Genomic DNA, 23,807 nt, shown 5'->3' with positions numbered 1-23,807 from the left:
GCGGGAGACTCTTCCATGGATATCCGCGCCTTCCGAGATTTCATCCGGCTTGGCCGGTTCCCCCTCCTCCTCTCGGGCTTTGTCCCGTTCGCCGCCGGGGCGCTCCTCGCGTCTCTCCTCGGGGCGCGGTTCACCCCGGCCCAGTTTCTGGTCGGCTACGCGGCGATGGCCGCGGCGCACCTCTCCGTCCACTACAGCAACGACTACTTCGATGCCGACGCCGACCGGTTCGTCGAGACGACGCCGATATCCGGGGGGAGCGGCGTCCTCGCCGCCAATCCCGGCCTGAAGCCCGCGGCGTTCCGGGCAGCGGTCGCCCTGATGGCGGTCTCGATCCTGATCGGGTATCTCTTCGTGACCGTCTATGACTACCCGGTCGTCTTCCTCGTCTTCGGTGTAGCGGGGAACCTGCTCGGCTGGTTCTACACGGCGCCGCCGATTGCGCTTGCCTACCGTAACCTCGGCGAGGTCACGAACATGATCACCTTCGGCCTCCTGATGCCGGGGGCGGGCTACTTCGTCGCGATGGGAACGCTGGATGCCTCCTTCTTCGCGTTCGCCGTCCCGCTCTCCCTCTACGGGCTCATCTTCATCACGAGCGTCGAGATCCCGGACCGGGAAGGCGACATCGCCGGGGGGAAGCGGACGCTTATCGTCCGAAGAGGCCGGATCTTCGGTTTTTCGCTCATCGCCCTCGCGGCGTCCCTCGCGACCGCGGCGCTCACCTTCCTCGCCCTCGCCGGCTTCTTCGCGCCCGTGGATTTCCGGCCGGTGGTGTTCTTCTCTCTTATCCCGCTCGGGATTGCTCTCTGGGGGTTCTCGAACCGGTGCGCGGAACGAGCACCCGCCCTCCGGTATGCCACCGCGAATATCGTGGGCTACTTTCTCTTCCAGGGGCTTGTTGTCCTCTACTTCATCCTCGCGGCCCCTCGGGCCTGACCCGGCCGAACCTCCACCGTCCGGTCGAAGGGGACCTCGAAGGTTGTAATGCCGAAGTCGAGGACCCCCGACCCCGTCACCCGGAGCGTGACCTCCCCATCCGCGAGACCGCGGAGGAGCCCCTGCACCAGCCGCAGGTTATCGACGGTCACCGGGATGGAGACTGCCGTCTCGGCGTTGGGCTGGATCGCAAACCCTCCCCGCTCCCCGTGTGCGAGGAAGACCCATTGTCCGCCGTCGATAAAGTAGACATCGAACGAGACCCGGGTTAGGGTGGCACCGATGGGGTTGGGGTTGTCGATGATGAAGTGGAGCAAGAGATCGGTGCTCCCCGGGGTGATGTTCTCTATCCCGACCCCGCTGAGGGTGATGGTCGGCTCCTGGAGCGCGGGAGCCATACAGCCGGCGCTGCAGAGCAGGACGGCGATGAGGAGGGTGACGGCGGTGCGCCGTATCCCCCCTACCGGGATAGAGGTCTGCCGCGACATCCCGTTCCCCCTCTATGAACCGTCCCCGTAGGAGAGCACCGGCTCGACGGGAACGTACTTCCTGACGACGACGTTGTCGACATAGAAGTGGTGCGGGTTGCCGGAGTACCACGCGGAAGACCCGATCAGGGCGAACTCGTCAAAGATCGCATCCTCCGGCACCGGCGACCCGTCGGCAAACCGCAGGGGCGCGCTCCCCAGGTACTCGCCGTCCATCCATGCGTGCTCGGTGGCGTTCGGCGTATCCAGGACGACCCTGATGCGGTACCAGATATTGTTCTCCACCCGCTTGTCGGCGGAGAAGTTCCGGTGGTCACCGTCGTAGTGCTGCACCGACCCGTTCCTGAGGTGGAGGGCGTAGAGCCGGTTGGTCCCGTTCCAGGCCTGGATGTAGCCCGAGCCGCACCATCTCCCGAACTCGCTGACCCGGAAGTCCCCCTCGATGACGATCGGGCCCGCGGAGATATTCGCGGTACAGACCCTTCTGTCGTTGAACTCCGGGAGATCCGGTCTGGTGACGTTGATATCCCCGGCATATGCGCCGCTGCGGACGTCGTCGGACTGAACGAGGGCGCTCGAACCGCAGGACGACCACCGCGAGAGGTCGCCGCGCTCGTAGTCCTCGAAGAAGAGGAAGACCGCGTCGGGGTCGCCGGCGTCCCGGGCCTCCGGATTGCCGTAGAGCATCGTGACCGCCGTCGCGTTCGCCGGGAGGGCGAGCCGGACGCGGGCGTGGGAGCCGGCGGTCACGTTCTCGATCCAGTAGGGGAGGGCTGTTCCGTTCGCGGCGATAAAGCGGATGTCGGCGAAGTCCGGCCGCATCCCGGGGAGGTATGTGGCGTTGAACGAGACCGCAAGCCCGTCGATGGTGGAGGGGTTCTCGACCGAGACCGTCTGGCGGTGGGTGAAGACCCCGGCGGTATCGCCGCCCAACCAGTAGTGTGGGGTCACGTCGGCGTGCGGGCTCTCCGCAGCCGCCCCGGTGATGAGCAGTGCGACAATCCCTCCGAGAACGATCCAGGCAGCATGCATGGTGATCCGCCCCCGTGGGAACCCCCTCCTATATCCATCTAGCGGCCGCCGCACCCCAATACTGATGCTTCGTGGAGGCGACCGATCAGTACCGTGAACGAGACCGTCGCGATCATCGGGGGAGGGCCCGCCGGGCTCTTCTGCGCCCTGCAGGTGGCAGGCAGCGGGAGGGACGTCGTCGTCTTCGAGAAGAAGCCCGCGCCGGGCAAAAAGCTCCTCATTGCCGGGTCGGGGCAGTGCAACATCACCCACGACGGCGGGATCGCCGACTTCCTCTCCCGTTACGGCAACCACGGGGCGTTCCTCCGGCCCGCGCTCATGAACTTCACGAACCGGGACCTCGTCGCGTTCTTCGCTGACCGGGGCCTTCGCATGGAGACCGAGCCCGGGGGGAAGGTCTTCCCGGAGACCCGGAAGTCCGCCGACGTCCTCGCCGTCCTCCTCGCGGAGTGCGCCGCCCGTGGGGTGGAGATCCGGTCTAGCGACCCCGTCCTTGCGGTCGAGCGTGGTAACGGCGGATTCCTGGTCACGACGAAGACGGGTACCGTCCGGGCCGCCACCCTCGTCATCGCCACCGGCGGAGCCTCCTACCCCGCCACCGGCTCGACCGGTGACGGCTACGCCTTCGCCCGGGCCCTCGGGCAGCCGGTAACCGAGGTTGCCCCGGCGCTTGCCCCGGTCTACGTCGAGGACTACCCGTTCGCCGACCTCGCCGGGATCTCCTTTCAGAACCTCACCCTCTCCGTCTACCGCGACGGAAAGCGCGCCCGCCAGCGTACCGGCGACCTCCTCTTCACGCACGCCGGGCTCTCGGGCCCGGGCATCCTCGATCTCTCCCGCGCCGTCCTCCCCGGCGACGTGCTCCGGGTCACGTTCCTCACCGGGGCGGGCGCGGAGGAGGTGCGAAAGCGCCTCACCGATGCGGTCGCGGCGGGCGGGGCCCGGCAGGTGAAGACCGTCCTCTCCGGTCTTGCCCTCCCGGAACGGTTCGTCCGGCGGCTCCTCGACCTCGCCGGGGTTCCGGCGGATGAGACCTGCGCCCACCTCGGAAAGAAGGCCCGGAACGCGCTCGCTGCATCGCTCGCGGAGTTCCCGTTCCGGGTGGCGAGGCTCGGCGGGTTCAACGAAGCGATGGCGACGCGGGGCGGGGTCGCTCTCGAGGGAATCAACCCAAAAACGATGGCATCAAAGATCGTCCCGGACCTCTACTGCATCGGCGAGGTGCTCGATATCGACGGCGACACCGGCGGCTACAACCTCCAGGCCGCGTTCTCCACTGCAGCCCTCGCCGCACGGCACATTGCCGGCGGTAACGCCTCCCGGTGACCGCAACGACCCTGGTTCTCCCGATCCTGCACCCTGAGATCCATCTCTCGCGTGGTGCGCGCCCGGACCCCTTCTCCTGGCCGTAACCCGGCAAATCGTATATCCACCATATATATGCCCGCAAGAAAAATAGAAGTTCTGATATATCGGAGACTCTATTAAAATATATTGGGAAAATAACGTGGTTTGGGGTATTCTTAACGCGATTTTCCTTCTCTCCCTCCTCATCCCTCAGGGACACCTGATCTATGACGGCGGAGGAGGGGATAGCGGGTTTGGCACAGTCGGAGGAGCGGGGGCGAATGGGATCGCCCTCCTCTCCGAACCCCCTCCGGGAGATACCGGGGACGTGCTCATCGACCAGGTGAGCCGAACGACGTTCGCCTGCGTCGACGGTGCCCCTCGCCTCTTCCCGGCGGGTCTCAACGCGACCCTTGCCCACGGGGTGGGCGACTGCACCGATCTCGCGCTCCTCCGGGTGGAAGTCCTCCGGCGAAACGGCGTCTCCGCCCGTCCGGTTCACGGCATCATGATCTGGGATGCGGAGGCGTTCCGGACAAACGCCCTCCACGTCGAGATCCTCGGGAAGGGCATCGCCGTCCACGACTGGGTCGAACTCGGGGACGGCCGGACGATGGGCGCTTACGAAGGGGATCCTGCGGTGCGGTGCGTAAAGATCGGCGAGGGCGTCTGTTTCCAGCCCGTCTTCGAGTCGCTTGGTTACCTCTAGGAACGTTCAATACCGGGCGCGTCATATGCACGGTATGAGCTTACTCACGGGACTCCTGGCTCTGATCCTGGTGATCATCCTTGCGTTCGTCCTCTACAAGGTCGTGAAAAGCGTCACCACCCTCATCATCAACGCCGTCGTGGGCGTGATCCTGCTCTGGCTCATCAACCTCCTAGGCCTGATGAACCTCGTCGGCCGGCCGGATATCCCGATCAACATCATCACCGTCCTGATCTGCGCAATCGGCGGGGTATTCGGCGTCCTCATCACGGTGGTGCTGCACCTCCTCGGGATACCGCTGACGCTGTAAGAAGCACCTATACGGCCGGGAGGGCAATCGGTGCGATCGTCCGGGCGAACTCCTCGATCGTCGGGCCGAACCGCCCGGCATCGACCTCGCTCTCAATTGTCACGGCCGAGGAGACGAACCGCATCCCCTTCGCCTCAAGGCTTCTTCTCACGATCTCGACGGCGCTCTCCGCCCCGGAACCGCCCATCTCCACGAGCACCGAGAAGGGTTTTCCCGCGGCGCCCGTGACCTTCGAGAGATACTCGTTGACGTAGGGCGGAACCTTCCGCGACCAGACCGGGGTTGCGACGACCAGGAAATCGACGTCGGCAAGATCCGTCTTCACCGGGCGGACCTCCGCCCGCATCCCGAACATCGCCATCATGCCTTTCCGAAACATCCCCGCTTCCGTAACCGGCTCTATCCTCGCAAGCCGGCCCCCGACCTTTTCTGCAAGCGCCGTCGCCACCTTCTCCGTATGCCCCTCGCCGGAGTAGTACACGATGAGGATCATCACCATCCCTCTTGGGGGGATAGTGCGCTCATCGCATATAGAGCAGCAGGACGCGGAACCATCATAACCCTCCGGCAGTAAGATCTGGGCATGCAGGAATACGGCCTCGGCATCGTCGGCGAAGTCCGGTTTTCTCGCCGGGACGGCGGCTACTACGTAGAACTCTACGACCGGGAAGGGAACCCTGTCGGGAAGACCGGGCTCTGGGTGACGGAAGCGAAAGCAAAAGAGGCGGCCCGGAGGCTCGCCACGAACCTCGGCGGAAAGTGAGGGTCACCGGCCGTCCGGGTGCGCCTCGGCGTAGCGGACGAGGCCGGCGATGCACCGGTTGTGGGGCGTCGGGATGCCGTGGCGTTCCCCGAGGCGTGCCACGTAACCGTTGAGGAGATCGATCTCCGTCCGCCGGCCCTGCCGGAGGTCGTGGTACATCGAGGGGTAGACGGCGGCGAAGTCGGGCACCTGCACACGGAAGAGGTACGCGAGATAGTCGTCGGCGGTCATCCAGGGGAGCCGCACCCCTTCGGCACCGGCGACGGCGAAGGTCTCGCGGACGAGGCCGTCGACGATCCCGCGGATCTCTTCGTCGGCGGCCACCCCGACCGGGGCGCGGAGGAGGGCGCAGATCGGGTTCACCGCGATGTTGAGGAGGGCTTTCGCCCACTTGCCGGCGCGGATGTCGGGTTCGGGTTCGACCGCGATCCCGGCGGCCCGAACGATCCCGATCAGCCCCTCAAGAGCCCCGCCGTCGCCGCCGGACCAGATCCCGAGCCGCATCGGGGCGCTCTCGCTCAAGACCCGGACGTGGCCGGGTCCGAGGATCGAGAAGTTCGTCGTCACGGTTCCGCCGATGACGGTATCGGTGTACTCCGCGATGATCTCCTCGTTCCCGATCCCGTTCTGGAGGCTTGCCGTCGGCCTGCCCCGGATCACCCCGGCGTACTCCCGGGAGATCGTCCGGGTGCCGGTGCCCTTCGCGGTGACGATGACGAAGTCGACTGCCGGCGGGAGATCGGCCGGCCCCGTGACCGGTATAACTCCCCTGACGGTACCGTCTCCCCAGACCCCCTCCATCGTGAGGCCCCGCTCCCGGATCGCGTCGGCGTGCACCGGCCGGCAGGCCGCGTAGACCGTTGCGACCGCGGCAAGTCTTCCGGCGAGCGAGAGGCCGACCGCCCCCGCGCCGAGGATCAGGATAACCGGGCGTTGCAGTGACTCCATCGTTCTCGTAGCTGCTGTTGGATCTAAAAGACGATAACGGTGTACGTTGCAGCCCGGGGAACCGGATAGCGAACGCTTTTCATCCCGGGCGCCGAGCTACCGTACCGGATGAAGCACGTCACGAAGGCCGACGGCGGCCGGCAGCCGTTCGACCCAGAGAAGGTGCAGCGGACGCTCCGGAAGATGGGCGTCGGCGCGGAGGACGCCGAACGGATCGCCGGCGAGATAGCGGAGTCGGTGCCGGACGGGGTGAGGACCGCCGCGGTTCTCCGGATGATCCGCGCCCGGGCAAAGGCCGTCCACCCCGCCGTCAGCCACCGGACGAACCTCCGGAGAGCGCTCGGCCTTCTGCGCTCGAAACCGGACTTCGAGGAGTTCGTGCGGGTTCTCCTCCGTGAGCACGGCTACCAGGTGGAGACCGGATGTGTGCTCGCCGGCCGGTGCGGAGAGCACGAGGTGGACGCCGTCGCAGAGAAGGACGGCACGACCGTCTTCGTCGAGGTGAAGCACCACGTGAGCCACCACCGGGTGACCGGCCTCGACGAAGGCCGGATCGCCCGGGCTATCATCGAGGACCTCCAGGAGGGGTTCCGGTCGGGACGGTGCGTCGTTGCGATCGACGGCGCCCTGATCGTCTGCAACACCAAACTCTCGGAGCACGCGAAGCGTTACGCCACCTGCCGGGGGATCGGGCATATCGGGTGGGACTACCCGGAGGAGCGGAACCTCCGGACGATGATCGAGGAGACGCAGTCCTACCCGATCACGATCGTCGCCGGGGTGAGCCGGTCGGTCTCCACCAGGCTGGCCGCCGCCGGGGTCGTCACGGCAAAGCAGATCGCCTACGGCGACGCTACGACCATCGCCCACGACGCGGATATCCCTCTCAAGGAGGTGCTGCTGATCGCCGGGCGGGCTCGTGCCATCCTTGAGGCGTGAATCAGGCTATCGCCCGGAGTTGCTCCTCGGTCGGGTTTATGAGGACGATCTCGGGCTGGCAGTTGAACCGGAGTTCCACTCCCGCAAGAGTCGAGGTGCAGACCCCGCGGGAGACGTAGGTGGGCGTCCTCCCGTCGCCGCCGAAAAGACCGGCGAGTTCGACAACACCGAGATCGTTGAGCTGTTTGACAACCGGGAAGAGGAACTGGCCGCCGTGGGTGTGGCCGGAGAGGATGAGGTCGGCGTCCCAGTCCGCCCGGCACGAGGGTTCGTGGACGAGGTAGAGGGTGAACGCGTCCGTCGCCGGCACCCCGGGCGGGTCCGCCATCCCTGCCCACCCGTCGTCGATCCCGACGATGACGATCTCCTCGCCCCCGACGGCGACGCGGACATAGTCGTTTCTGAGGACGTGCACCCCGTTCTCTTCAAGCGTCGCGGCAAGTTCGTCGGCAAACGCGGTGTCGGCGGAACCGTCGTTCAGGGCCGAGACGTCGTAGGCGTCGGCGGCGACCACGGCCGACGTCGAGGTGGCGAGCAGCCTCTCGATGCCTGTCGGGCCGTCGATCCCCACCCGGTAGTCGTGGTTCCCGAGCACGGCGTAGGCCGGGGCGTCGAGCGACCTCCATACCTCCTGGGCTGTGAAGTCTTCCTCCTCGCCGGTGGCGAAGTCGCCGCCGATCAGGACGAGCGAGGGGTTCAGGCGGTTGACCTCATCGATCACCTCCCGGACGTGGTCGATGTTGGACACCCTGACGTGAGGATCGGTGATATAGACAATGCCTTCGGGTGCGCCGTCGATCTCAAGAACGGTCACCTCGACGGCCCGTGCTTCCCAGGCCATGTAGCCTGTCATGGAAGGGAGCAGAATGAGCATGAATATCGCCATATGCCGTGCGCTGGGTGTCTTCAAATTCACTGCATTTTATTCGATTTTACAAATATAAATACGATCCGCAGGATTGGATCCGGACGGGTCAGCGGGTGCGGGCCGGATCGATCGGATCGCCCATGACCTCGGTGGGCTCCGCACCGGAGGGCGGTTCGGCGAAGAACCGGTCAAATCGATCTTCTTCGCCCCTTGCGAGGACGATAGCGGCGAAGACGGCGACGATCGCTCCCCCGACCAGATCAACGACGAGATCCCACATGGTATCGGTGTTGTCGAACTGGAGGTTCGTGCCGAAGACCTGGTCGACCGCAAACTCGTAGATCTCCCAGACGGTCCCTGCCGCGAGCGTCGATGTCAGGATGAAGATGGCGATCGCCGGACCCGTCAACCGGATCTCCTCCCGGCGTTCGGCGAGGAGCGCGAGAAAGAAGACAATAAGCCCGACGGTGACCGAGGCGACGAGGTGAGCCAATTTGTCGTAGTAGGGCGCGAAGGTGACGTAGTATTCCCCGACGTGCCCCATGACATGGATATACAAGGAGACGGCGACGAGGAGGTTGATCTCCCAGGGAAGGCAGAGGCCCAGGTTTCGCGTCGCGAGGTAGGGTGCCAGCGTCAGGAGAAACGCGACGGTTGCCGAGAGCCCGAGGAAGTACTCTCCCGCCAGGATGCTCGAGGCTGCGGCGAGGAGGATGAGTCCCTGGATGGTATAGGCGAGGTAGATCCCGCGCGGGGGGTTCGGGCATGCCATGCGGACGCTGGATGGAACTCCGGGCAGATATACATAACCGTCCCGGCGGCAATCTCCTGGGGTTCCGCCCGGGCGCCGCCGCAGCCAGCCGGAGCGGGGCCGCCGCCCGTTGCGCGTGCGGGAGAATATTTGATTACCTAGCAGTTGTATAAATTGGACACACAAAGACCGGACACTCAGGAAGATGGGGTTGATGAACTGACAGATCCTACGAAGCGCAAACCCGGATCCGATGGAGGAGAGTCGGGAGATGAGGTCATCCGCGTGCGCCTGCCGAACAAGAGGAACCGGGAGATGTTCGGGAGCGCCGAACTGATGCTGGGCGCAAATCATATCAAGATCCGCTGCTTCGACGGGGTGACGCGCACCGGGCGGATCAAGGGCAAGATCAAGAAGAAGGTCTGGATCCGGGAAGGAGACGTTCTGGTGGTCGTCCCCTGGAGTTTCCAGGACGAGAAGTGCGATATCATCTACCGCTACACGAGACCCCAGGTGGAATGGCTCAGGAAGAACCGGTACCTCTGATATTTTTACATCCTGCCTCCCTGCCCGGCGAGCAGCCGGGCAGCGGCCGAAGATCGGCGGTATCGGGCTCAAAAAAGTTTAGATGTCGTGGATCCTGATCCTGTACTCTTTGATGACGAGGTTAGCGACACCGCTCCGTTCGTAGTAGTTGCTGGGCGCGGTCTTCTGCATCCCGACCGAACTGCCGGTCAGGTAGTTCTCCCACGCGACTGAGTAGTCACCCGACGAACCGCTCGTATACTCCACCGTCACATTATCTCCGGGTGCAACCGGTATCGATTGCGTATCCGAACCCTCCAGGCTCATCCTCACCGTCGTCATCCCGGACTTCGCCATCGGCGCCTCGGTGGTGATGTTCATGATGTAAATGACGAACGTATCCGTGGAGTCGTCATAGAACCACCGCGGCTCGGCAAGCATCGCCGACCCCGTCGCCCCCTCCTGGCGTATCATCACCGCACCGTTCTCCAGGGTGGTCACCCCGGTGCCCCGGTCGGACCGGTAGGTCAGTGCGCCTATGGTGTAGTTCTTCTGGAACGCAGGAGTGCCGTTCGTGACGTTGATGAAGCCGCCGTACTGGGTGGCGTTGATCACCTCGAACGTCCCGCCGCTTACCTGGAGCGACGTCTCCTTGTAGGGCACGTTCTTGAAGCAGAGGCTCTTCATGTCGTTCTGGATGACGATCATCGCCCGCTCCATGTTCTTCACGTCGGTGTTGCTCTGCTCCTTGACGAGCACCGGGTAGCCGTAGAGCGTGACGAGCCCGATGCCGCTGATGACGATCCCGAGGATCAGGACGAACCCGACCGCCTCCGATACCGCCTTCTCATTCATCTTCACGGTTATCTTCTCCTAAACCCCGCTTGAGTCATAGTGGATCATGTTCCATCCCGCGCCGGTGGTGTTGCCGGTCACACCTCTCGTCGCTCCGATGCCGGCGATAGCGATCTTGCTCTGGATGCCGCCGCCCTGCACCTGGATCACCTGGCTTGCGCCCGTCGTGCCCGTGTCCGTCACATCTGCACTCACGAAATAGCCCGCCCCGGCCACTTCGTCGGGGATGTCGAACTTCGTCGCTATAGTCCCGTTGCCGGGTGCAATCACGTAGAGGTCGACGATCCGGGTGCTGACCCCGTTCCCGATATCCACGAAGGCGTGGTAGCGGAGATTGTTCGCCGGCCCCTCCATGAAGACGGCATTGACGGTGAAGATCATGATGACCATCAGGAGGAGGAGCACGCCGCTGACGATGACGTACTCCATCAGCCTCGTGACGCCCTCTTCGTTCGGCGGCTCAGTAATACACGTTCTCATTGTACTCCGTCACCCCGTTGTAGTAGTGGATGGTTACCGGGTGCAGGTAGTGACCGGAGACCTCCACCTGCGGCTCAACCGAGAAGTCGACCACGGCGTTCTTTCGTTCGAGCGATATCGCGACGATATCCTCTTTTACTCCGGCATCTCCAGCATCGCCAAACTTATCCACATAGTCGAACACCGCCTCCCGCAGGTCCCGGATGTCGTTCTTCGGGAACTCGAGCACCCCTTCCGCGGTCGTCTGCCCGACGAGCACCGACTGGTTGATGATCAGCGCGAGGAAGAAGAGCCCCACGGCGACGAGAAGCCCCATCAGGACGATCCACTGGCCGTCTTCGTTCATGCACGCCATAACAGCACCTCCACGAGGACGGCCTGCGGTCGGGGATCAACGCCTCCTGGCGAACCCAATGGCTTTCCTGGAACCTGAACCCATCGGGTAACCCGGACAGCGTTTTCGCGCCCCGTCGTCATGTCCTCCTCATCGAGAGCGTACGATCTGACGGTATCGCTGTCCTGATCCCGATAATACACATAAGCGTTCATCTTGAGATCATCGTCTGAACCTGCCCGCATATTGCAGTAGTCGCAGAATGCCGCTCTAAAATCGGACTGGTTGGTAGTATAGACGTATGTTGCGAGATCGCTTCTTGTGGCTCCAGTTGCATCCGGCGTATCCATCATCGCCAGCACGTCGCTCCCGAGTTGTTCGAGTTGCATGTCCGGGATGTGCGTATCGCCGGGAGTGTAGATGCTCGTCGTGCTGATGACGATGTACGCGGTGAGGAGCATGATGAGCCCGGCCGCGACACCTTCCATCGTGTAGAGCTGACCTCCATCGTTCACCATATCGCCACCTCCAGGACAGCGGGCTTCAGGGGGGGGCAGGTGACGTTATCGTAGTCATACAGGTACGTGCCGTTCATGAAGGTTCTCTGTGGATCGTCGTCGAAGGTGAACCGGATATCCAGGATGCTGTTCTGGTCCAGGGTGAAGATTGAGGTGGCTGCCGGTTTCAGCACCAGGGAGATGTTGTCGGAGACGTTGGTCCCCGGCACGAGATCGTTTGGAGTCCCGTCGAGGAAGAGGGTGTAGAGGTCAGGATCCATTGTGTTATAGGAGAATGGAATCTTGGTGAACCGCGGCATCGGCATCGTCGGATCCATCTTCCAGAACGTCACGTCCTTGAGCGTTGCGTTCTCGCCCGGGTTATCCGTCCTGTTCAGGTACGCGCCGAATTCGGTGATGGTGATGTTCACCGGCTCGGTTCTCGGGTCGATCCGGTAGGCCGGACCGACGGATGGGTCCAGCAGCTGGCTGAAGTTGAGCCGGACGGTGAAGACCCGTGGTTTCGAAGCGTCGAGCGTGGTCTCGTTGAAACTGCTGTTGTAACCGATATTCGCCACCCCCGGCTCCTTGATCTTCACCGCCCGGCGGATGTAGCCGTAGCCGGAAGGGGGAGTGTCGCCGACCTGTTTGATCCCGGTATCGCTCTGGAGCGAGAAGTTGTACGAGTAGGGGACATCGCCGAAGATCGCCTTGCTGCGGTAGTCGTCCTCGGTGAAGAAGGTGTAGTTGAAGAAGGCATCGACCTTCGTCGAGAGGAGGATGTTCGGCGTATCCTTCGAAGCCGCGAGCCCCATCCGCTCGATCTCGTCCTTATACGCCTCGGTCTTCATCTCCCACGGCGGGTAGACCGGCCACCCCGGATCCTCGGCGAGGATCACCCCGGTGCGGTAGGCAACCGCGTCGTAGTCGATGCCGCTGCTCTGGAGACCCGCAAGCAGCCCCGGAACCATGCTCACCACCATGATCAGCGCGAGCATGAAGATCGTGAACCCCGCGAGGAAGTCAAGCGACATCACGCCGTCGTCGGTCGTCCTTATACGATCACCTCCCCGGTATCCGCCCGGAACGCGAGGCTCTCCATCCTCGCGTCCGAACGGATGTTGATGGTGTAGACCCCCTCCGCGAGCACGATATCGACCGTGCTCGCGTCGAGGCGCTCCATCGCCGGCCGGATCACGTCTCCCTGCGCCGCGAGGAGGTCCTCCGGGGAGAGGATCCCGGTCATATTCACCTCGTCATCGGGCAGGGGAGCAGGAAGCGAGGTCTCTCTCCAGCCCGTGATGCCGGAGGTCAGCCAGCGCACCTCTTTGCCGTCCTTAAGGCCGATGGCCCAGGCGGCTGCCCGGCCGTCGAGGGTTACGCGGTTCCCGAGCACCTGGTGCATCGAGGTGCCGGTGATGTTCAGGCCACCTTCGACGCTGAGGATATCGAGTTCCGCGAGAGCCTCGGTGAGGGTGTAGCCCTCCGGCTCCGGCAGATCGATGGGTGTGATGCCGCCGCTCGACTGCGGCGGCGAGGATGTGTCGAGACAGCCACACGCGGTGCAGAGGATACAGGCTGCGGCAAGCAGGGCTAGAACTCCCCCGGGAACTCTCATGTAAAGCAGTCATTATACCCGAGGGCATATAAATAACCACCACTCTTATACTTTCAATGATTTGCCCCTGAAATGGGATATTGGAAACGTACAGACGGGCTAATGCAAAATTATTTCATCCTTCACATCGATCCGTCCGACGGGGTGGTTCAACCCGTATATCAGCGGCGATCCGGGCCACGGGCTCCGGCGCGCCATCGTAACATATATCCGGAAGTTCGTAACAACATCTCAGGCAGGGTAAGCATATGTGTAGCACCATTCCCCCCGGCACGCCGGGAGAAGCACATGACCGGTTCGCCGAAGCGGCCGCCTTCCACGGCCACATCTGCCCCGGTCTCGCGACGGGCTACCGGGCGGCGGAAGTCGCCCTCGCACGGCTCCGTTCCGGGCGGTCGGAGGACGAGGAACTCGTCACCATCGCCGAGACCGATGCCTGCGGCGTCGATGCCATCCAGGTTCTCACCGGCTGCACCGCCGGAAAAGGAAACCTCCTCTTCAAGGATCACGGGAAGCATGCATTTACGTTCATCAACCGTAAAACCGGGGCCGCGATCCGCGTGGTCTCGAACCCGTCGTTCAACGTCGACTCGCTCGACCCCGACCTTGCGCCGCTCAGGGCGCGGGTGATGCAGGGGCTGGCGACCGATGCGGAGCACGCCGAGTTTCACGAGCGGACGGAGAAGATCGTTGACGCCATCCTTGAGGCGCCCGCCGAGCACCTCTTCATCATCCACGAGGTCGATGTCGAGATCCCCGAACGGGCCCGGATCTTTCGGTCGGTAGCGTGCGCAAAATGCGGTGAGATGACCGCCGAGTCCCGCGTCAGGGTCGAAGACGGGAAGTTCGTCTGCTACGCCTGCTCGCGGGAGTATTCCCGGCGTGGGTGAGGGCTCACCGCACTATTTTTGTTATCGGGATCTCGAGGATATCTTCGGCGCCCGCGGCCTTGAGCGGCGGGATGAGGCCGTTGACGAGCCCTTTCTGTACCACCGTCTGGATGCTGAAGTAGTCGATGCCGTGCAGCCTGCCGACGGTGGGCTTCTTCATCGCGGGGAGGACTTCGATGACGCGGTCGAGCGCGGCCGCCGGCACGTTCATCGTCAGGAGCACCTGGTGGCGCGCCTCGATCACCCCGAGGAGGAGGGTCGTGATCTCGTCGATCTCCCGGCGCTTCTCCGGGTCGCGGAGTGAGTCGCGGTTCGCGAGGAGCGCGGTGTGCGACTCCATGATCTGCCCGACGATCTTGAGCCCGTTCTTCTTGAGCGTGCTCCCGGTCTCGGTGAGGTCGACGACGACGTCCATCAGGTCGGGGACCTTTGCCTCGGATGCCCCGTAGGAGGGAAAGAGGCTGACCGGCACCCCGAGTTCCGCGAAGAACTGTTCCGTGATCCGCGGGTATTCGGTCGTCACCCGGCTGCCCGGGCGGATGGCGGTGACGTCCTCTATCGGTTCGTCGCGGTGGACCGCGACCACGATCTTGACGTTCCCGTCGCCCGTCTTGCTGTAGGAGAGGTTTGCAACCTCGACGACGTCGGCACCGCTCTCCTGCACCCAGTCGAGCCCCGATATCCCGAGATCGAAGTAGCCCATCTGGACGTAGAGCGGGATCTCCTGCGGGCGAAGGATCTTCACCTTCCCGATCCGGGGATCGTTGATCCGGGGATTGTAGTCGCGGTCGGTCCGCCTGACCTCGAGGTCCGCCTCCTTGAAGAGCTGGAGCGTCTGCGCCTCAAGGCTCCCCTTCGGGAGCGCAATCGTGATCATAAGAGATGATCGGGGCAAAAAAGAGTTAAAGGTGGTGATATGGTTTTCTCAGTCGATGGTGTGGATGACAAGCCCCGAGAGGAGTTTCGGCTCGAACCAGGTGGACTTCGGGGGCATGACACCGTCCGCGTCGGCGATCGCGAGCACCGTCTCGACCGGCACCGGCTGCATCGCTACCGCGAAGGCGTATTTTTTGGTGTCCACGAGCCGTTCGAGTTCACGGAGGGGTTTTGCTCCGCCCATGTAGTGGAGCCGGGGATCGCCCCGGGGGTCGGAGATCCCGAGCATCCCTTCGAGGACGTCTTTCTGGAGGACCGAGACGTCGAGCGACCCGATCAGGTCGCCGGGGTCCGCGACCGGCCGAGAGACCTCGTACCAGGTTCCCTCGAGGTAGAAGTGCATGACGTGCACCGGCGCATCCCGGGCAGCGAGCGGCTGGATCTGGTAGCCCGTAGCGTCGATCATCCCGTAGGGGCGGACAGTCCAGCCCGCTTTCGGGAGTGCTTCGAGGAACCGCCCGGGCGTGTAGTCCCCGAGGTCGGTGACGAGCCTGCTGTAGCCGTGGATGCGGACGCGGTCGTGGGCAAAGAAGACCACCATGAACTTCCCGGCCTCTTCGGTGAACCGCCCCTCGCTCCGACGGCGCTCTGCAACGTTCACCGCCGATTTGGCGCGGTGGTGCCCGTCCGCGATGTAGGTCTCCGGCACCCCCGCAAACAGGCTCTCAAGGCGGGCGAGAGCGGCCTCGTCGGCGATCCGGTAGACCTCGTGGAGCACGCCCGATGCGGTCGTGGTGCTCCCGTCGGGCTGCACGCCGTCGATGAGAGAGCGGACGTGGGAGAAGATCTCCCCCGGGTCGCGATAGAGCAGGAAGACGAGCCCGGTGTTTGCGCCGACCACATCGATGTGCCGGGTCCGGTCTTCCTCCTTGTCGTACCGGGTGAGTTCGTGCCGCCGGATCGTCCGGTTCTCGTAGTCCTCCGTCCCCACGCAACAGACCAGCCCGACGAACTCCTCGCCGTCCTGGACCGCCCGGTAGACGTACATCCCCGCCTCCCGGTCACGCTGCATCAGGCCGTCTGTGAGCATCCCGTCGAAGACCTCCCGCGACCTCTGGTAAACCCGGTCGTCGTTCGGGGGTATGTCGGGGAGCTCGGCATCCGGCCGGCTGACCCGCAGGAAGCTTAAGGGATTCTTCTCGATGCATTCCCGGGCCTCTTCTGCCGTCACCACGTCGTAGGGCACGGAAGGGATCTTTTCGGAGTACCGCCGCCCCGGACGGACCGCCGCGAAACGATAGATCTGAACCATAAATACCGCCACTCGTATGTGCCTACTATTTTGTTTCCTGAGACTATATTAGATAGGGCACTCCAGGAGGGAGAGGCCGAAACTATGATGCCGCTCCAACTCATTATTCGCCGGGCACAGCCCGCAGACATTCCGCAGATAGTCGCCGTCGAGAAGGCAGCCTTCACCGACCCCTGGGACGAGAGGACGCTCCAGGAATCCCTGGCCTACTACCCGGAGACGTTCTTCGTGGCAAAAAACAACGGTGACGTGGCCGGCTTCGTCGCCGGGGGCGTTGAAGACACCGGGGAAGAGGTGTACGGACATATCATGAACCTCGCCGTCGCCCCCGGATACCGGCGCCAGGGGATCGGCCAGCACCTCATCCGCCGCCTGGAGCAGGAGTATGTTGTTTTAGGCGCGAGCGCCGTTCAGCTCGAGGTCCGGGTGACGAACACCGGGGCGCAGGAGTTCTACCGCCGTCTCGGTTACCGGGAGGTCTTCCAGGTCGCCGCATACTACGCGAACGAGGAGGACGCTCTGGTTATGATGAAGTGGTTTCGGTTTTAAATGTGACGGGCCGAAACGGCGGGAACGGGAGAAAACACCAAGCGTTTTCGACTCGCGACGGATCGTAGAACCGGAGCAGCTCACTATCGTTCCAAGTGGCCCCTACTCCCTGACCCAGGGCAGGATCTGGTTTTTCAGTTCCAACAGATCGCGTTCGACCACATTCCAGACTGCATCGCGGTCGATTCCAAAATAGTGGTGTATAAGGACATTCCTCATTCCGATGATGTCCGTCCAGGGGATTCCCGGTTTTTCAGCCTTGAATTCTGATGAAATCCCCCGTACGGCTTCCCCGATGATCTGAAGGTGGTGGATTATCCAGACCTGTGCCATCTCATCATTGTAGAAGTACTCACGGCCCTAGACTGATACTCTTTCAATTCGTTCGATGGCCTCGATAACATCCAGCAGCCGTTCACGATCGTCTCTCATAAAGGCCGGGCTTCCTGTAAGATCCTTGATCGAATACGCTCCCGAAGTCCCGCTTCGGTCACAACATCAACCGAACGACCGAGCAGGAGCGAGAGATCCATCGCAAGACCGCCCACGTCAAGGAGACTCCGGTCGGGATCGAGGTCGATCAGGAGGTCGATATCACTGTCTTCCCGGGCTTCGTTTCGTGCCACGGATCCGAACACCCGCACGTTTCTGGCTCCCCTCCGGTGCGCGAGAGATAGGATCTCATCCCGCTTCTGGATGAGAAGGGTAGAGATATCGGCTCCCGGATTCATGCCCAGAAAGTACTTACGATGATCGCGTATCTTAAATGTTCTCATGTGCCTTTACTTCCGGCACCACAGCGGTGCCGGGAAGTACCGGGGGTAATCCCCGCCTCACCCCCGCCCGTGCTCCCGGTGGGCCCGGGCGAGGTGCTGGGCCGCGAGGGCGCCGAGGAGGGAGAGTTCGCCGGCGAGCACCCCGGCGGCGACGATCTCCGCAAACGCTTTTGCGTGGGTTCCCGGCGGGTCGCCGCCCCCGGCGACGCCGAGCATCGCGAGACACTCGTGCTGGGTATCGATCCCCGTCCCGCCGCCGACCGTTCCGACGGGGAGGGACGGGAGGGTGACCGAGACGTAGACTCCGCCGTCCACCCGGTCGACGGTGGTGATCGCGGTGCTTCCCTCGACGACATGGGCGGGGTCCTGGCCGCAGGCGATGAACGTGGCGGCGACGACGTTTGCCGCGTGGGCGTTGAACCCGAACGAGGCCGCCCGCGCCGAACCCACCAGGTTCTTGCGGTAGTTGACCTCAACGAGCGTCTCTGCGTCGGTCTTCAGGAGGTCGGCGACCATCGCATCGGTGAGTCGTACGCCCGCGACCACGGTCTTCCCCCGGCCCCGGACCAGGTTGATTGCCGCCGGCTTCTTGTCGGTGCACATGTTCCCGGACGTGGCGACGAGGCGGGCCCCGGTCTCCCGCTCGATGAGCTCGCCGACTTTCTGGCCCGCGATCGTCACCATGTTCATGCCCATGGCGTCTTTTGTGTCGAACTCGAGTCGGACGAAGACGCTCGTCCCCGCGACGTAGGTGACGGCTTCACGGAACTCGCCGTGCTTCGTGGTGCTCTCTGCAACCTCGCGGATCTCCGCGACATGGCTCTCGACCCAGGCCGCCACATCGCGGGCGTGACCGACGTCGCGGGCGGCGAAGACCGGCGCCCGGGTCATCCCGTCCCGCATGACCCGCACGTCCGCGCCTCCCGCCCGCGTGACGAGGGAACAGCCGCGGTTCACCGACGCGACGAGCGCCCCTTCGGTCGTCGCGAGCGGGAGGTAGTAGGACCCGTCGGCGTACTCGCCTTTCACCCGGATCGGTCCCGCGACACCGAGCGGCACCTGGACGGCGCCGATCATGTTTTCGATGTTGCGCTTCACGACCCGGTCGATATCGATCGTGAACGACCCGACCTTCGGGAGGGCGGTGCCGGTCTCGCCCTCGATGAACGCCCGGCGCACCCGGACGGCCTCCTCGGGGGGGAGCTCCTTCTCGAGGGCGTAGAGTTTGAGAGACCCGTCTTTCAGCCTCTCGATATACTCATCCATGAATAAGTATGAGAGTTCATATCTAAAGATGGCTGGTGGTCGATGTGGGAGAAGAACAGTGGTGCCTTGCGGTGCCGAGACGAGAGGCTGAGGAGAGACGGCGCCGGCTGCTTGAGGAAGGGCTCCTCGACCGACGGTTCCGCCCGCGCCCGGAGGGCGACGCGATCCTCTTCCCGGTGACGGAGGAAGTCCCGGGCACCGTCCGGTGCGAGTTCGAGGCGGTGTCGGAACGCCTCGACCTCCCCCGTCACGAGCTCGTGGGAGGGATCGCCATCATGCAGGAGAACGACCCGGAGGGCGCCGAGCGGCTGCTCGCCTCCCGGCCGTCGCTTGCGACGGTGCTCTTTCCCGAGACTGCGGTCGAGGGGGAGTACCGCACCCGCCGGTTCTCCGTCCTTGCAGGAGTGCCCGCCACCCGCACCCGGGTGACGGAGTACGGCCACTCCTTCGACGTCGATCTCTCCCTCGCTTACTTCTCCGCCCGGCTCTCAACCGAGCGGCAACGCGTTCTCGGGGCGATGGAGGAGGGGGAGCGGGTCCTCGACATGTTCGCCGGGGTCGGGCCGTTCGCGATCACCCTCGCCGGGAAGGCGGGGATCGTCGTCGCCGCCGACCTCAACCCCGCCGCGGTCCACCTCCTGATCGAGAACATCGCGCTCAACCGCACCGGAAACGTCATCCCGGTGCTCGCCGACGCCGCCCACCTCCCCCGGCTTGGGTTTCCTCCCTTCGACCGGATCGTCATGAACCTCCCCCTCGCCGCGCCGGAGTTCCTCCCGGCGGCGGCCGCCCTCTGCCGGGACGGCGGGACGATCCACCTCTATGCGCTCGAGGAGGAGGAGGGCGAATACCTCCCCCGGATCCGCGAGGTTACCCGGGGAGAGGTCGCCGAGCGGCAGGTCAGAACGTATTCGCCGGGGAAGTGGCACGCGGTGTATGACATCACCGTGGAGAAAGAGGGTAGGTGAGGGATCTAGGTCCAGGATTGGCAGTCCTCTCCCCTCACATAAAGTGCAATGAGGGGTTGTCAGCCCCTTCACCCGTCTTCGCACCTGAGGGTGCTCGAATTCCGGCCCACGCACCTAACGGTGCTCCAGCTCCGTTCCTCTGGAACGTCGCACCTTCGGCCAGTCGCACTTTGCGGTTTCGCGTGAGATAACAGGTGCAGATAACAATACGGTCTCACGCGAAGTGTGACTGCCCTACGGGCAGGAGCATGAGCACCGCAAGGTGTGAAAGCGCGAAGCCGCGAAGTGGAGGTATAGTGACGGCGTCTCGCGCAAAGGCGCAAGAAGGGCCGCCATCCGGGGCCGCTCTCCGGGCAGCCCAAAAAGTGATTACTCCACCGGCACGAACTTCGTGCCGTAGTGGATGGTGCCGCTCTCGCCGTCCGCCGCCACCCGGCGGAAGACACTTTTGACCCGCATCCCGATCTTCGCCTCCTCTGGCGTGCAGGCGACCTGGGTGGTGAGCCTCGGCCCCTCGTCGAGCTCGACGACCGCGAGGACGTAGGGGGTGGTATGCTCGAACTGGTCGCTTGCCGACCGGATCACCGTGTAGGTGACGACCGTTCCCTCACCGGTGAACTTGTGGTCGACGATCTTGCCGCTCCGCCGGCAGTCGGGGCAGAGCGACCGGGGCGGGAAGAAGTACCGTCCGCAGGTCGTGCACTGCGTCCCGACGAGGTTGTAGCGCTGCGGGATCTTTCTCCAGAACCGTGAGACCGACATTGTTAGGCCCCCAGAATGTGCACGACGACCGTCGCGCCGGTGCCGCCGACGTTATGCGCCATACCGATCTCCGCGTCTACCTGTCTCGCACCGGCCTCGCCGCGGAGCTGGCTGACGATCTCGTAGATCTGCTTGATCCCGGTCGCACCGACCGGGTGGCCGCAGGCCTTCAGGCCGCCGCTCGTGTTCACCGGGATATCCCCGTTGAGGGCCGTGACCCCGTCCGCGGTGAGCTTCCCTGCTTCGCCCTTCTTGCAGAATCCGAGGTCCTCGATTGCGCAGATCTCCGCGATCGTGAAGCAGTCGTGGACCTCCACCATGTCGATGTCCTTGTGGGCAAGGCCTGACTGGGCAAACGCCCGTTTGCCTGCGGCGACCGTGGCGTCCATGGTGGAGATGTCCCGCCGGTCGTGGAGCGCGATGGTGTCGCTTGCCTGGGCGCTTGCAAGCACCCGCACCGGCGAATCGGTGAACTCACGGGCGCGGTCGAGCGGCACCACCACGACCGCCGCCGCACCGTCGGTGATCGGCGAGCAGTCGAAGAGCCGCAGCGGGTCGGCCACGAGCGAGGAGTTCAGCACCGTGTCGACCGTGATACGGTTCTGGAACTGTGCAATCGGGTTTCTTGCGCCGTTCTCGTGGTTTTTGACCGCGACCTGTGCAAGCTGCTCCCGGGTGAGGGGGTAGCGGTGCATGTAGTCGTTTGCGATCATCGCGTAGAGCCCGGGGAAGGTCGCCCCGGCGAACCCTTCCCACTCGCGGTCCGCGGCGCTCGCGAGCATGTCCACGCTCGCCCCGGTCCCGACGTCGGTCATCTTCTCGACGCCCGCCGCGACGACGATATCCTCCATGCCGCTCGCGACCGCGATGACCGCCTGCCGGAAGGCAAGCCCGCCGGAGGCGCAGGCCGCCTCCACGCGGGTCGAGGGGACGTGGTTGGTCGCCAACCCGGCGTAATCCGCGATCAGGGCTCCGATGTGCTCCTGCTCGACGAACCGGCCGGCACTCATGTTCCCGACGTAGAGCGCGTCGATCTTCTCGCCGGTGACGCCGGCATCCTCGAGCGCCAGCGCCCCGGCCTTCACGAAGAGGTCGCGGAACGAGGTTCCCCAGTGTTCCCCGAACTCCGTGCACCCGACTCCGATTACTGCTACGTCTCTCATTTCTGCATCACGATCTTTCCCTTGTGTTTGGCATACAGTGCATAGTCGAGGTAGGTCGGATTTGCGAGGAGTTTCTCCACGCTCGGCGCCGCCGCCCGGTCGAACCCTGCGGACTCGATGGCGTCGGTCACCGTGATGTCGAAGGCGTCGCTCCCGGCCCCGGACCCGAACGAGGTGACGAAGATCCGGTCACCCGGCTTTGCCACGTCGAGCGTAGCCGCAAGCCCGATCATCGACGCACCCGAGTAGGTGTTGCCGAGCCGCGGGACGACGAGGCCGGGCCGAATCTGCTCATCCGTGAACCCGAGCATCTTCGCCACCCGCTGCGGGAACTTCGCGTTGGGCTGGTGGAAGACGGCGTAATCGTAGTCTTTCGGGCCTGTCTTCATCGCATCGAGCATCAGCCGCGCCGCACCCTGAACGTGCTTGAAGTAGCCGGGATCGCCGGTGAACCGCCCGCCGTGACGGGGGTAGTTCTGCCCTTCGCGCCGCCAGAAGTCGGGCGTGTCGGTGGTGAACGAACAGGTGTGGTTGATCTCGGCGATGACGTCCTCATTGCCGATGACGAACGCAGCCCCGCCGGCCGCCGCCGTGTACTCGAGCGCATCACCGGGAGCGCCCTGCGCCACGTCCGCACCGATGGCGATCCCGAGCGGGATCATCCCGCTCTTGACCATGCCCATGCAGGTCTGGATGCCTGCCGTTCCCGCCTTGCACGCGAACTCGTAGTCGGCGGCGGTCATGTTCGGGGTCGCCCCGATCGCCTCGCCGACCGTACAGGCCGTGGGCTTGACCGCGTAGGGGTGCGACTCGCTCCCCACGTAGATGGCGCCGACGGCGTCGGTGTCGACGGTTCTCCGCCGGAGGGCGGCGCGTGCCGCCTCAACGGCGATCGTTGCTGTGTCTTCATCGAGATCGGGGACGGATTTCTCAAAGACCCCGAGCCCTCTCATGACGTCGTTTGCATTGCCGCCCCAGACCCGCGCGATCTCCGGGACTTTGATCCGGTATCGCGGGATGTAGACGCCGTACGAATAAATGCCTACCATAACTTTCCTCGCAGTGAACTGATGATCGTCTCGATATCCACCTCGGTGCAGAGTACCGTGATCCGGTCGCGCTCCGCGAGACCCGGGATCAACGGATGCACCTCGTCCGGGCTGATCCCCTGCAGCACCACACAGCGCGGTTTAAAGGGCGTGACCCGGATCGCCACCATGGGTGACTTCCCGGTCGAGACCTCGGTGAAGATGAGGGCACGCTCCGTGCTCCAGCCGTAGATGCGGTTGAACTCGCTCGAAGAGAGTTGAAGGATTGCATTGAGGCTGTTCACCACCGTGTAGCCGTAGACCGTCTGGTCCATCGAACCGCAGAGCGTCGTGGCGCCGATGACTTCGGCGAAGTCGGAGAGGGCCATGGGGGACGCGTACTCGTGGATGTCGTAGATGACGTCTTCGTCGAACTCACTGTACAGAATTTTTGCAAATTTGTTGATGAACCGACCGCCGTTGTCCTCGTCGATCGAGAGGATCGTGTCGACGATCTTGCCGACGATGGCGGTTCCCGGACTCTTTCGCCGTCCGCTTTCGTAGTCACTGATAACTGAGGGAGAGACCTCAAGACGCTCGGCGAGCAATCCCTGGGGGATGTTGAAGCTCTGCCGCCACTTCTTCAAGGCCTGACCCGGTGAGTCCGAGAGTGTGATCTCTCCTGCCATCTTCTCGGCAAGTTGATGCCGCACCCCGGATTTCATAGAGCTAATGTCAGCATCCCCGACTTAAATAATTAGCGTATCCCACTTCGTGAAATGTCGAAGTCGGGGGGTGCGGGATCGTTGCGCAA

The 23,807-nt window shown here is 63.9% G+C and carries 31 protein-coding genes; 10 read left to right on the top strand and 21 right to left on the bottom strand.

The window, feature by feature from the left end; translation table 11 throughout:
* The first annotated feature begins 15 nt into the window (after positions 1-15).
* Positions 16-939, top strand: a complete 924-nt coding sequence (locus MchiMG62_RS00605) for a prenyltransferase (RefSeq protein ID WP_221057442.1) — start codon at positions 16-18, stop codon at positions 937-939.
* Here MchiMG62_RS00605 and MchiMG62_RS00600 read toward each other — a convergent pair.
* Positions 909-1,427: an LEA/WHy family protein gene (locus tag MchiMG62_RS00600; protein WP_221057441.1), complete on the bottom strand. Its 519-nt coding sequence runs from the start codon at positions 1,425-1,427 to the stop codon at positions 909-911. The two genes, MchiMG62_RS00605 and MchiMG62_RS00600, sit on opposite strands and share 31 nt — an antisense overlap.
* A 12-nt stretch (positions 1,428-1,439) precedes the next feature.
* Entirely contained in the window at positions 1,440-2,459 is a 1,020-nt protein-coding gene (locus MchiMG62_RS00595) for a DUF2341 domain-containing protein (RefSeq protein WP_221057440.1), read from the bottom strand.
* 93 nt (positions 2,460-2,552) lie between these two features.
* On the opposite strand from MchiMG62_RS00595, the gene MchiMG62_RS00590 reads away from it, so the two are divergent.
* The 3 genes from MchiMG62_RS00590 (at position 2,553) to MchiMG62_RS00580 (ending at position 4,825) form a co-directional block, all read left to right on the top strand.
* Positions 2,553-3,785 carry a BaiN/RdsA family NAD(P)/FAD-dependent oxidoreductase gene (locus MchiMG62_RS00590; protein WP_221057439.1) on the top strand — a complete coding sequence of 411 codons (1,233 nt, stop codon included), beginning with the start codon at positions 2,553-2,555 and terminating at the stop codon, positions 3,783-3,785.
* Between the two features lie 349 nt (positions 3,786-4,134).
* On the top strand, positions 4,135-4,515 hold the full coding sequence (locus MchiMG62_RS00585) for a transglutaminase domain-containing protein (protein ID WP_244987739.1): 381 nt from the start codon (positions 4,135-4,137) through the stop codon (positions 4,513-4,515).
* Positions 4,516-4,549: 34 nt separating this feature from the next.
* Complete coding sequence (locus MchiMG62_RS00580) at positions 4,550-4,825, top strand: pro-sigmaK processing inhibitor BofA family protein (RefSeq protein WP_054848422.1); 276 nt, start codon at positions 4,550-4,552, stop codon at positions 4,823-4,825.
* A gap of 7 nt (positions 4,826-4,832) precedes the next feature.
* Here the strand turns inward: MchiMG62_RS00580 and MchiMG62_RS00575 are convergent, their stop codons facing one another.
* On the bottom strand, positions 4,833-5,318 hold the full coding sequence (locus MchiMG62_RS00575; RefSeq protein ID WP_221057437.1) for a flavodoxin family protein: 486 nt from the start codon (positions 5,316-5,318) through the stop codon (positions 4,833-4,835).
* Between the two features lie 90 nt (positions 5,319-5,408).
* On the opposite strand from MchiMG62_RS00575, the gene MchiMG62_RS00570 reads away from it, so the two are divergent.
* A complete protein-coding gene (locus MchiMG62_RS00570) occupies positions 5,409-5,588 on the top strand; it encodes a hypothetical protein (protein WP_054848421.1) in 180 nt (59 codons plus the stop codon).
* A gap of 3 nt (positions 5,589-5,591) precedes the next feature.
* Here MchiMG62_RS00570 and MchiMG62_RS00565 read toward each other — a convergent pair whose 3' ends face one another.
* Complete coding sequence (locus MchiMG62_RS00565) at positions 5,592-6,536, bottom strand: ketopantoate reductase family protein (protein WP_221057436.1); 945 nt, start codon at positions 6,534-6,536, stop codon at positions 5,592-5,594.
* A 108-nt stretch (positions 6,537-6,644) separates the two neighbouring features.
* Here MchiMG62_RS00565 and MchiMG62_RS00560 point away from each other — a divergent pair, with 108 nt between their 5' ends.
* Positions 6,645-7,475 (top strand): restriction endonuclease, encoded by an 831-nt coding sequence (locus MchiMG62_RS00560; protein WP_221057435.1) that lies wholly within the window; start codon positions 6,645-6,647, stop codon positions 7,473-7,475.
* 1 nt (position 7,476) lies between these two features.
* Here the strand turns inward: MchiMG62_RS00560 and MchiMG62_RS00555 are convergent, their stop codons facing one another.
* Positions 7,477-8,391, bottom strand: coding sequence for a metallophosphoesterase (locus MchiMG62_RS00555; RefSeq protein WP_244987738.1), 915 nt, complete (start codon positions 8,389-8,391; stop codon positions 7,477-7,479).
* A 58-nt stretch (positions 8,392-8,449) separates the two neighbouring features.
* Complete coding sequence (locus tag MchiMG62_RS00550; RefSeq protein WP_221057434.1) at positions 8,450-9,115, bottom strand: DUF2238 domain-containing protein; 666 nt, start codon at positions 9,113-9,115, stop codon at positions 8,450-8,452.
* Between the two features lie 264 nt (positions 9,116-9,379).
* On the opposite strand from MchiMG62_RS00550, the gene eif1A reads away from it, so the two are divergent.
* Positions 9,380-9,640 carry a translation initiation factor eIF-1A gene (gene eif1A / locus MchiMG62_RS00545; RefSeq protein WP_425331895.1) on the top strand — a complete coding sequence of 87 codons (261 nt, stop codon included), beginning with the start codon at positions 9,380-9,382 and terminating at the stop codon, positions 9,638-9,640.
* 78 nt (positions 9,641-9,718) lie between these two features.
* On the opposite strand, the gene MchiMG62_RS00540 is transcribed toward eif1A, so the two are convergent.
* Genes MchiMG62_RS00540 through MchiMG62_RS00515 form a run of 6 tightly spaced genes read right to left on the bottom strand, consistent with a single transcriptional unit; the run spans position 9,719 to position 13,403 of the window.
* Entirely contained in the window at positions 9,719-10,474 is a 756-nt protein-coding gene (locus MchiMG62_RS00540) for a DUF7289 family protein (RefSeq protein WP_244987850.1), read from the bottom strand.
* Between the two features lie 18 nt (positions 10,475-10,492).
* Positions 10,493-10,954 carry a hypothetical protein gene (locus tag MchiMG62_RS00535; protein ID WP_244987737.1) on the bottom strand — a complete coding sequence of 154 codons (462 nt, stop codon included), beginning with the start codon at positions 10,952-10,954 and terminating at the stop codon, positions 10,493-10,495.
* The gene (locus MchiMG62_RS00530) at positions 10,935-11,300 is read right to left on the bottom strand and encodes a hypothetical protein (RefSeq protein ID WP_244987736.1); all 366 of its coding nucleotides are present in this window, start codon (positions 11,298-11,300) and stop codon (positions 10,935-10,937) included. The genes MchiMG62_RS00535 and MchiMG62_RS00530 overlap by 20 nt, the downstream gene beginning before the upstream one ends.
* Entirely contained in the window at positions 11,297-11,806 is a 510-nt protein-coding gene (locus tag MchiMG62_RS00525; protein WP_054848283.1) for a DUF7288 family protein, read from the bottom strand. Before MchiMG62_RS00525 ends, MchiMG62_RS00530 begins: the two co-directional genes overlap by 4 nt.
* Entirely contained in the window at positions 11,800-12,819 is a 1,020-nt protein-coding gene (locus tag MchiMG62_RS00520) for a hypothetical protein (RefSeq protein ID WP_221057431.1), read from the bottom strand. Before MchiMG62_RS00520 ends, MchiMG62_RS00525 begins: the two co-directional genes overlap by 7 nt.
* Positions 12,820-12,839: 20 nt before the next feature.
* Positions 12,840-13,403, bottom strand: a complete 564-nt coding sequence (locus MchiMG62_RS00515) for a hypothetical protein (protein ID WP_221057430.1) — start codon at positions 13,401-13,403, stop codon at positions 12,840-12,842.
* A 248-nt stretch (positions 13,404-13,651) separates the two neighbouring features.
* Here MchiMG62_RS00515 and MchiMG62_RS00510 point away from each other — a divergent pair, with 248 nt between their 5' ends.
* Positions 13,652-14,293: an FmdE family protein gene (locus tag MchiMG62_RS00510; RefSeq protein ID WP_221057429.1), complete on the top strand. Its 642-nt coding sequence runs from the start codon at positions 13,652-13,654 to the stop codon at positions 14,291-14,293.
* 4 nt (positions 14,294-14,297) lie between these two features.
* Here MchiMG62_RS00510 and hisG read toward each other — a convergent pair whose 3' ends face one another.
* Positions 14,298-15,170: an ATP phosphoribosyltransferase gene (hisG, locus tag MchiMG62_RS00505; protein WP_221057428.1), complete on the bottom strand. Its 873-nt coding sequence runs from the start codon at positions 15,168-15,170 to the stop codon at positions 14,298-14,300.
* Between the two features lie 48 nt (positions 15,171-15,218).
* Positions 15,219-16,481 (bottom strand): DUF1015 domain-containing protein, encoded by a 1,263-nt coding sequence (locus MchiMG62_RS00500; RefSeq protein ID WP_221057427.1) that lies wholly within the window; start codon positions 16,479-16,481, stop codon positions 15,219-15,221.
* Between the two features lie 84 nt (positions 16,482-16,565).
* On the opposite strand from MchiMG62_RS00500, the gene rimI reads away from it, so the two are divergent.
* A complete protein-coding gene (rimI, locus tag MchiMG62_RS00495) occupies positions 16,566-17,030 on the top strand; it encodes a ribosomal protein S18-alanine N-acetyltransferase (RefSeq protein ID WP_342367219.1) in 465 nt (154 codons plus the stop codon).
* A 102-nt stretch (positions 17,031-17,132) separates the two neighbouring features.
* Here rimI and MchiMG62_RS00490 read toward each other — a convergent pair whose 3' ends face one another.
* The 3 genes from MchiMG62_RS00490 to hmgA all read right to left on the bottom strand — a co-directional run bounded on the left by MchiMG62_RS00490 (position 17,133) and on the right by hmgA (position 19,072).
* A complete protein-coding gene (locus tag MchiMG62_RS00490; RefSeq protein ID WP_244987735.1) occupies positions 17,133-17,363 on the bottom strand; it encodes a HepT-like ribonuclease domain-containing protein in 231 nt (76 codons plus the stop codon).
* A 95-nt stretch (positions 17,364-17,458) separates the two neighbouring features.
* Positions 17,459-17,761 (bottom strand): nucleotidyltransferase family protein, encoded by a 303-nt coding sequence (locus MchiMG62_RS00485; protein ID WP_221057426.1) that lies wholly within the window; start codon positions 17,759-17,761, stop codon positions 17,459-17,461.
* A 102-nt stretch (positions 17,762-17,863) separates the two neighbouring features.
* Positions 17,864-19,072, bottom strand: coding sequence for a hydroxymethylglutaryl-CoA reductase (NADPH) (gene hmgA / locus MchiMG62_RS00480; protein WP_221057425.1), 1,209 nt, complete (start codon positions 19,070-19,072; stop codon positions 17,864-17,866).
* A 44-nt stretch (positions 19,073-19,116) separates the two neighbouring features.
* Between hmgA and MchiMG62_RS00475 the strand changes: the two genes are divergently transcribed.
* A complete protein-coding gene (locus MchiMG62_RS00475) occupies positions 19,117-20,040 on the top strand; it encodes a class I SAM-dependent methyltransferase (RefSeq protein WP_221057424.1) in 924 nt (307 codons plus the stop codon).
* A 369-nt stretch (positions 20,041-20,409) separates the two neighbouring features.
* On the opposite strand, the gene MchiMG62_RS00470 is transcribed toward MchiMG62_RS00475, so the two are convergent.
* From MchiMG62_RS00470 to MchiMG62_RS00455, 4 genes are read right to left on the bottom strand one after another with little or no spacing between them, the layout of a single operon-like run.
* Positions 20,410-20,802, bottom strand: coding sequence for a Zn-ribbon domain-containing OB-fold protein (locus tag MchiMG62_RS00470; RefSeq protein ID WP_221057423.1), 393 nt, complete (start codon positions 20,800-20,802; stop codon positions 20,410-20,412).
* 2 nt (positions 20,803-20,804) lie between these two features.
* Positions 20,805-21,965 (bottom strand): acetyl-CoA acetyltransferase, encoded by a 1,161-nt coding sequence (locus MchiMG62_RS00465; protein WP_221057422.1) that lies wholly within the window; start codon positions 21,963-21,965, stop codon positions 20,805-20,807.
* Positions 21,962-23,014: a hydroxymethylglutaryl-CoA synthase gene (locus tag MchiMG62_RS00460; protein ID WP_221057421.1), complete on the bottom strand. Its 1,053-nt coding sequence runs from the start codon at positions 23,012-23,014 to the stop codon at positions 21,962-21,964. The genes MchiMG62_RS00465 and MchiMG62_RS00460 overlap by 4 nt, the downstream gene beginning before the upstream one ends.
* Positions 23,008-23,718 (bottom strand): helix-turn-helix domain-containing protein, encoded by a 711-nt coding sequence (locus MchiMG62_RS00455; RefSeq protein ID WP_221057420.1) that lies wholly within the window; start codon positions 23,716-23,718, stop codon positions 23,008-23,010. The genes MchiMG62_RS00460 and MchiMG62_RS00455 overlap by 7 nt, the downstream gene beginning before the upstream one ends.
* Positions 23,719-23,807 lie beyond the last annotated feature (89 nt).

Source organism: Methanoculleus chikugoensis, from assembly GCF_019669965.1.
GTDB lineage: Archaea > Halobacteriota > Methanomicrobia > Methanomicrobiales > Methanoculleaceae > Methanoculleus > Methanoculleus chikugoensis.
Note: the sequence above shows the minus strand (reverse complement) of the source record. Positions and strands in the feature narration are given on the sequence as shown.